Annotated in this window: 5 protein-coding genes; 3 read left to right on the forward strand and 2 right to left on the reverse strand. The window is 70.2% G+C overall.

Features of this window, described 5'->3' with window-relative positions; translation table 11 throughout:
• Window positions 1-140 precede the first annotated feature (140 nt).
• Window positions 141-3,338: an FG-GAP-like repeat-containing protein gene (locus ACZ4TV_RS04760; protein WP_468130680.1), complete on the forward strand. Its 3,198-nt coding sequence runs from the start codon at window positions 141-143 to the stop codon at window positions 3,336-3,338.
• Between the two features lie 165 nt (window positions 3,339-3,503).
• Window positions 3,504-4,241 (forward strand): SDR family oxidoreductase, encoded by a 738-nt coding sequence (locus ACZ4TV_RS04765; RefSeq protein WP_468130682.1) that lies wholly within the window; start codon window positions 3,504-3,506, stop codon window positions 4,239-4,241.
• Window positions 4,242-4,455: 214 nt separating this feature from the next.
• Here ACZ4TV_RS04765 and alc read toward each other — a convergent pair whose 3' ends face one another.
• Window positions 4,456-5,574, reverse strand: a complete 1,119-nt coding sequence (gene alc / locus ACZ4TV_RS04770) for an allantoicase (RefSeq protein ID WP_468130684.1) — start codon at window positions 5,572-5,574, stop codon at window positions 4,456-4,458.
• A gap of 2 nt (window positions 5,575-5,576) precedes the next feature.
• The gene (allB, locus tag ACZ4TV_RS04775) at window positions 5,577-6,911 is read right to left on the reverse strand and encodes an allantoinase AllB (RefSeq protein ID WP_468130732.1); all 1,335 of its coding nucleotides are present in this window, start codon (window positions 6,909-6,911) and stop codon (window positions 5,577-5,579) included.
• A gap of 337 nt (window positions 6,912-7,248) precedes the next feature.
• Between allB and ACZ4TV_RS04780 the strand changes: the two genes are divergently transcribed.
• Entirely contained in the window at window positions 7,249-8,052 is an 804-nt protein-coding gene (locus ACZ4TV_RS04780) for an IclR family transcriptional regulator (protein ID WP_468130686.1), read from the forward strand.
• Window positions 8,053-8,164: the final 112 nt, after the last annotated feature.

Genomic DNA, 8,164 nt, shown 5'->3' on the forward strand with positions numbered 1-8,164 from the left:
GTTTCAGGCCGGTGGCCGGAATCATTTTCTGAGTACCGAGGGCTGCGCAAGTGTGTGCCCGAGGGGGGAGAAGTACGCCTGTGTCTGTCAGTGAATCCGTGGACGAAAGCCCGCCAACAGCGGTGTCCGAAAAGGTGGTTGTGGCGCCGAAAACTCGTTGGTTCCGGCGTCGTAAGACCCTGGGCGGCCTCGCCGCTCTCCTGGCGGTAGCCATCGCCGTGCCCCTCGGCGTGCACGTGGCCGGGAGCGGGAAGCCGCAGGCACCCCCGGCCAAGGACGTACCTGTCGCGGAAGGGGAAGCGCGACGCCTGGCGGAGAAGACCGGCAAGGAGGTCGAGGCGACCGCGGCGCGCACCGCAAATACCTCGACATGGGCGAGGCCTGACGGGTCGTTCCGCAAGCAGGTCTTCAGCTCGGCCTTCCGCGCCAAGGTGGACGGTCAGTGGAAGCCGATCGACACCACCCTGGAGCGGGTGGAGGACGGGTTCGCGGCGAAGGCCGTCAACGGCCGTGTCGTCTTCAGCGCCGGATCCACGGCGCAGGCCGCAGGCGGTGGCGAGCGCGCTTCACGTGGTGTGACGCGCACAGCCCTGACGTCGCCGGCGATGACCCGGGACACGCCGTCCGAGGTGTGGACCGAGCTGGTCCGGTTGAACACCGATGGCCACGACCTGGTCGTCAGCTGGCCCGGGACCCTGCCCGCGCCGGTCGTCGACGGCCCTCGCGCGCTGTACGAGAACGTCCGCCCGGGCATTGATCTGGTGATGACCGCTCAGGACGGCGGCTACTCACACCTGCTCGTCGTCAAGGACAAGCAAGCCGCGGCCGATCCCCTCCTCGGCCGGCTGAACTACCGCCTCTCCTCCCCGAACCTGACCTTCCACCTGCACGCGGAATCCGGTGCCGTCAGCGCCCGCAACGCCAAGGGCGAAGAAATCGCCGGTTCACCGACCCCGATGATGTGGGATTCCAGCGGCAAGGTCGCCACCACCGACAACGAGCCGTCCTGGAAGCCGACCGATATCGCCCAGCAGCACCCGACACTCGCCCTGTCAGGTCTTGGCGGTGCGGAAGGCGCGCGCCTGAAGCCCGCCAAGGCCGCTCTCGCCGACAACACCCTGTCCATCACCCCGGACGGTTCCCTGCTGACCGCCCCGGAGACGGTATATCCGGTGTTCATCGACCCCTCGTTCAAGGGGCACAAGCACGCCTGGACGCTGCTTTACAAGACAGAAGGCAACTCGAGCTTCTACAACGGGCAGAACTACAACGCGAGCGGCACGAACGAAGCCCGCGTCGGATACGAGTCCACGACCGGCGGCACCTCCCGCTCCATCTTCAACTTCGACTTCGGCAGCCAGCTCCACGGTGCCAGCATCGTCTCGGCCAATGTCCGCGCGCTGCAAACGTACTCGTGGTCGTGTGACCGCAAGCAAATGCTCATCTTCTCCACCCCGTACATCACGTCGTCGAGTACGTGGAACAACACGAACGACGCGGCCCACTGGGGCAGAGTGGTCGCCTCGGAGTACGCGGGCTACGGCTACAACAGCACCTGCCCGGACAACTGGATCGCACCCGACATCAAGGGCCTGGTCACCGACGCCGCCAACGCCGGTTGGGGCGCGCTGTCGCTGGGATTCGCCGCCCCGAACGAGTCGGACTCGTACTACTGGAAGAAGTTCATCGCCAACGGCGAGACCGCCCCGTACATCGAGATCGTCTACAATCACCCGCCCGAGATCCCCGTCGCGGCGAACATGCAGACCTTCCCCGGCGGCCCGTGCCTGACCAGCAGCCCGGGCACCAGCATCGGCAAGACGAACGTGACCTTCCAGGTCAAGGGCGTCGACCGTGACGACCGGCCCGACCAGCAGAACCTCGACCAGGTCCAGATCGAGGTATGGAACGCCGCCACCGGCGCGCAGGTCCACGCCGAGTGGCTCCCGGCCAACAGCGACGGCGTCGTCACCAAGGAACTCGCCTTCGACCGCTTCACCTCGGGCCAGAAGTACTACTGGCTCTCCCGCACCAAGGACAAGGACGGCTGGTGGTCCACCGGCAGCGGACCGGCCGACTCCGGCGGCGGTGGCTGGTGCACCTTCACCGTCAACCACGACGTTCCCCCCAGCCCCGCCATCAGCTCCACCGCCTTCCCGCCGCCCGGCGTCAACTACACCGAGTGGAGCGTGCAGCCGGTCGGTACACCCGGCCAGGTGATCGAGCTCCGTGGCGGCACCCCGGCCGCGGACGTCCGCGAATACCAGTGGAGCCTCAACCGGCCCCTCTTCGACAAGAAGATCACCCCGGCCATCGGCAGCGACCTGGCCTCCATCAAACTTCAGGTCGACACCACCGGCCCCAACGTCCTCTACGCCCGCACGGTCAACAAGTACGGCAACATCTCCGCCCAGAGCACCTACGAGTTCTACGTCCGCCCCAATCCCGGCCGGCACACGCCCGGCGACGTCAACGGTGACGGCAACCCCGACCTCTTCGCCATTGACAAGGACGGAAACCTCCGCACCTACGCCGGCGACGCGCTCGGCGACACCGACGCCTACCTCCCCGGCGCGGTGCTGGACGGAAAACCGGCCGGCGGCTACTGGAAGACCGGAACCGACGGCAAGCCCGCCCTCATCGGCCACTCCACCGACTGGTTCCCCGGCGACGGCCTGACCGACCTCATCGCCCGCATGCCCGACGGCAAGCTGTACGTCTACCCGGCCATCGGCACCGGCCAGTTCGACGTCAGCCGCCGCATGGATATCCTGCTCCCCACAGGCGCCCCCGATCCGGCGAGGCTGACGCAGATCGTGGTCACCGAGGACATCACCGGCGACGGTCTCGCGGACATGGTCGCCCTCGCGGACGGCGGCGACACCTTCTGGGCGTTCACCGGATACACCGGAGGCAGCTTCACCGCCGTCAAGCAGATCGGCGGCGCCGGCTGGGCCAGGCGCGACATCATCGGCGTCCGGGACATCTCCGGTGACGGTGTCCCCGACCTGCTCTTCCGCGACGACTCGATGGCCAGCCGCGGCATCGCCCTGCGCAAGGGCAAGCCCGGCGCCAACGGCGGAGTCGACCTCAACTCCCTCGCCACGCAGGCCGCGTCCAACGGCGGGCTGGACATCACCTACGCCACCACCGGCTGGAGCAGAGCGGCACTGCCCAAGGTCCTCGGCACCGCCGACGCCACGGGCGACGGCATCCCCGACATCTGGGCCGTCGGGACCGACGGCAACCAATGGCTCTTCCAAGGCGGGACCGCGAGCGTCGGCGGCGCCGTCGGACGCGACGAGGACGGCTGGAACACCTTCCTCACCATCGGATAGCCAGGAGGGACGACCACGACACGCGAGCGCCCTGCCGGGAGACCTCTCCCCGCAGGGCGCTCTCGCGTTTCCCCCTCCCGGAACGCGAGGGCGGATTTCCGCCAGCGCCGTCGACGCCCCCGCGATTTCATTGAACTCGCAACCAAATGGCGCGGGAGGAACGTCGTGGACAGCAGCAGCACAGTGGCACTGGTGACCGGGGGCGGTCGGGGGATCGGGGCGGCGAGCGCTCTGCGGCTCGCCGAGGACGGGGTCGATGTCGCGATCACCTACATCGACGACGCGCGGGCGGCAGCCGAGGTGGTCGGGAAGATCGAGGCGCTCGGGCGGCGCGGGGTGGCCGTGCGGGCCGATGCCGGGGATCCCGCGGGCGCCGGCGCGGCGGTGGAGCGGGTCGTGCGGGAGTTCGGGCGGCTCGACGTGCTGGTCAACAACGCCGGTGTGGGAGTGCTCGGGCCGCTGGAGGAGCTGGAGTTGGCCGATGTGGACCGGGTGCTGGCGGTCAACGTGCGGGGCGTCTTCCTCACCACGCAGGCCGCGGCCGGGCGGATGGGCGCCGGCGGGCGGATCATCACCATCGGCAGCTGCATCACCCAGCGGGTGCCGGGGCCGGGCGGCGCGCTCTACGCGATGAGCAAGTCGGCGCTGATCGGGCTGACCAGGGCACTCGCCCGGGAGGTGGGCGGGCGCGGGATCACCGCGAACATCGTGCACCCGGGGCCGGTGGACACCGACATGAACCCGGCGGGGGGTCCGTACGCGGGGCCGCAGGCCGCGATGACGGCCCTCGGCCGGTTCGGTGCCCCGCGGGAGGTGGCGGCCGTGGTGTCCTTCCTGGCGGGACCGGACGCCGCGTACGTCACCGGCGCCGAGTTCGCCGTGGACGGCGGGCACGCCGCGTAGCCCTCTGGCCGGGCGTGCGGGCAGGTCCGGGGGTCCGGCCCCGGCGCGAAACACCGAAGGCCCGCAGGGGCGCACCGGCGTGCGGTGCGCCCCTGCGGGCCGTGCGCGCCCCGGGGGTGTCGGCCCCCGGGTGCGGGTTCGTTTCCTGGGGCTCCGCCCCAGACCCCGCGCCTCAAACGCCGGCGGGGCTGGTTGGGGCCGGACCAGGTTGGCGTCAGCCGCCCAGTTCCTGGTGGCGGGCGGTCAGCGCGGCCGCGCCGGCTTCCGTCAGGGAGCCGTACAGGCGCAGACGGGAGAAGCCGCCGTCCGGGAAGATGTCGATCCGGACGTGCGTGCCGACCGCCGGGGCGTCCAGTACGAAGCGGTGGTTGGTGTCGGGCTGCAGGCGGGTGCGCGGCAGGAACTCCGTCCACTCGCCCTCCTCGCCCGTCTTGATGGAGAGGGACGCCCAGCCCGCGGAGTTGCCCTTGAGGTACGCCGTGTCGATCTCGACGGCGCGGATCTCGGACTCGGTGACGAGCTGGTAGCGGATCCAGTCGTTGCCGTTGTCGCGGCGGCGCGCGGTCTCCCAGCCGTCGTCCATCTTGCGGGAGCGGCCCGGGTTGATGGTGTTGGTCGGCGGGGAGTAGAACCGGTTGGAGGCGTCCTGGACGGAGCCGCCGTTCTCCAGGGCCACCACGTCGAAGGAGCCGAGCGCGTCGAGCCACTTCGGGTCGGGCAGGACCTCGCCGTAGACGCGCAGGCGGGCGATGCCGCCGTCGGGGTGCTGGTTGACGCGCAGGTGCGTGAAGCGCTGCTCGACGTCCACCTCGAAGCCGTTGGCCGCATGGCCGCCGACCGGGGTACGGGGGACGATGGTCGTCCACTTCACGTCGTCGCCCTGGAGCTCCTCCGGGGTCGGCGCGAGGGCGCCCGCCCAGTTGGTGGCCTCGATGGAGACGGCCTGCGGCATGTTGCCGCGGAAGTGGGCGGTGTCGACGACGATGCCGCGGATGACGCCGGGGGCGCCCAGGCGTACGAGCGCCCAGTCGTGGTCCTCGGCGGTCGGCCAGGGCTGGGTGGCGGAGATGCCACGGCGGCGGCGGGTCTCCCAGCCGTCCATGACCTTGCCCTTGTGGCCGAAGTCCTCGGGGTCGAAGTGCGCGGCCTCGGAGATCAGCAGGTTCTCGCGCTGGGCGAAGAACTCGTCGTTGGCGGCGATGACACCGGCGCCCAGCTCACGGGCGGCGAGGTTCGCGTACTGGGTGAAGGGGAAGTCCGCGGTGCGGTAGTCGGCGTACGGGTCGCCGCCCCCGTACGGGTTCGCGTTACCGGTGAAGGTCGGAATCGCCACTGTCAGTTCTGCCTTTCGAGGAGGAGGCCCGTGGGCTCGGTCGGGGTGCCGTGGTCGGCGATCTGCGTACCGCGCAGCCAGGTGGACTTCACGACGCCGTGCAGGGTCTTGCCCGCGTACGCCGTGACCTGATTGCGGTGGTGGAGCTCGGCCGGGTCCACAGTGAACGTTTCTTCAGGGGCCAGGACGGCGAAGTCGGCGTCGCGGCCGACCTCGATCGCGCCCTTCTGCGCCAGGCCGGCGAGGGCGGCCGGGGCGGCGGACATCCAGCGGACGACGTCCTCCAGGGAGCGTCCGCGCCGCCGCGCCTCGGTCCAGATGGCGGGCAGGCCCAGCTGGAGGGAGGAGATGCCGCCCCACGCGGTGGAGAAGTCGCTGGTCTTCAGGTCCGCGGTGGAGGGCGAGTGGTCGGAGACGATGCAGTCGATGGTGCCGTCGGCGAGCGCGTCCCACAGGAGGTCCTGGTTGGCGGCCTCACGGATGGGCGGGCAGCACTTGAACTCGCTGGCGCCGTCCGGCACTTCCTCGGCCGTGAGGGTGAGGTAGTGCGGGCAGGACTCGACGGTGATCTTGACGCCCTCGGCCTTGGCGGCGGCGATCAGGGGCAGCGCGTCGGAGGACGACAGGTGCAGCACGTGCACGCGGGCGTTCAGCCGCTTGGCCTGGGCGATCAGGTTGCCGATCGCGGTGTTCTCGGCGTCGCGCGGACGGGAGGCCAGGAAGTCGGCGTACTTGGGGCCGGGGACGACGGGAGCGGCGTCGAGGTGGTGCGGGTCCTCGGCGTGCACGATCAGCAGGCCGCCGAAGCCGGTGATCTCGGCGAGCGAGGTGGCCAGCTGCTCCTGGTCGAGCTCGGGGAACTCCTCCACGCCCGAGGGCGACAGGAAGCACTTGAAGCCGTAGACGCCGGCGTCGTGCAGCGGGCGCAGGTCCTTGACGTTGTCCGGCAGGGCGCCGCCCCAGAAGCCGACGTCCACGTGCGCCTTGGTACGGGCGACCTCCTGCTTGACGCGCAGGTTGTCGGTCGTCGTGGTCGGCGGCAAGGAGTTCAGCGGCATGTCGAGGATGGTGGTGATGCCGCCGGCCGCCGCGGCGCGGGTGGCCGTCCAGAAGCCCTCCCACTCGGTGCGGCCCGGGTCGTTCACGTGGACGTGGGTGTCGACCAGGCCGGGGAGCAGGACGTCGTCGCCGAAGTCCTCCAGCCGGGCTCCGGCCGGTACCTCGGCCTCGTACGCCAGCACGGCCGTGATCTTCCCGCCGGCGACGGCCACCGAAGCGGCGCGCGTCCCCTCGGGGGTGATGACGCGCGTCGAGCGCAGTACCAGTTCCACAGCCACGTCGGACACCGGAACCTCCCCATCTACTTCCACAGAGCGAAATTCAACGTTCTGTTGACGGAGTCTTCACGGCGATCCGGGGCCAGTCAAGAGCGCCCGGACGGACCACTGACACACCTGGACCGCAATTGGATGTTTCCACAGGATGGAATTAAGATTTCGCTATACAGAATGTAGCTACCACCACGGGGAGTCGGACGGGTAACTTCCCGAGGACGTCCGCCACCAGGACAAACCGCCTCTGACCGGCGGCGACGGCCCCGACCCCAGCACTAGGGCCGACGCCGACCGCCGGGTAGGCTGCTCCCTTGCCTGCCAGCACCGAAAGGACCGCGCCGTGCCGACGTCCAGCGCCAGCACCACCGACGCTTCCTCAAAGACCCCTGCCGCCAGCGGTGGCGTCCAGTCCCTTGAGCGCGCCTTCGATCTGCTCGAACGCATGGCCGATGCCGGGGGTGAGGTCGGCCTCAGCGAGCTTTCCGCCGCCAGCGGTCTGCCTCTGCCCACGATCCACCGCCTGATGCGCACTCTGGTGGCGTGCGGTTACGTCCGCCAGCAGCCCAACCGACGGTACTCCCTCGGCCCCCGCCTGATCCGCCTCGGCGAGTCCGCGTCGCGGCTGCTGGGCACCTGGGCCCGCCCCTACCTCGCCCGTCTGGTCGAGGAGACCGGCGAGACGGCGAACATGGCCCTGCTCGACGGGGACGAGATCGTCTACGTCGCCCAGGTGCCGTCCAAGCACTCCATGCGCATGTTCACCGAAGTGGGCCGCCGGGTGCTGCCGCACTCCACCGGCGTGGGCAAGGCGCTCCTCGCCCACACCCCCGCCGACGAGGTACGGGCCCTCCTCGCCCGCACCGGGATGCCGGCGGCGACCGAGAAGACCATCACCACGCCCGAGGGCTTCCTCGACGCGCTGGAGCAGGTCCGCAAGGCGGGCTACGCGGTCGACGACAACGAGCAGGAGATAGGAGTCCGCTGCCTCGCGGTGTCGGTGCCGAACTCGCCGACCGCCGCCGCGATCTCCATCTCCGGGCCGGCGGGCCGGGTGACCGAGGCGGTGGCCGAGTCCTTCGTGCCGATCCTGCAGGGCGTCGCCGCCGAGCTGTCGGTGGCCCTGTCCAACCAGAGTCCGGCCTAGCTAGTGCTGTGACCGGGAAGGTTTGCCGGGTCGCGGCGTCCGGTGCGGTGCATCGCAAGGCGGAGGACCGCGGCTCGTACTGGACGTACTTGCGCGGTCCGACAACGCCGCG

The organism is Streptomyces sp. NPDC028910, from assembly GCF_055564955.1.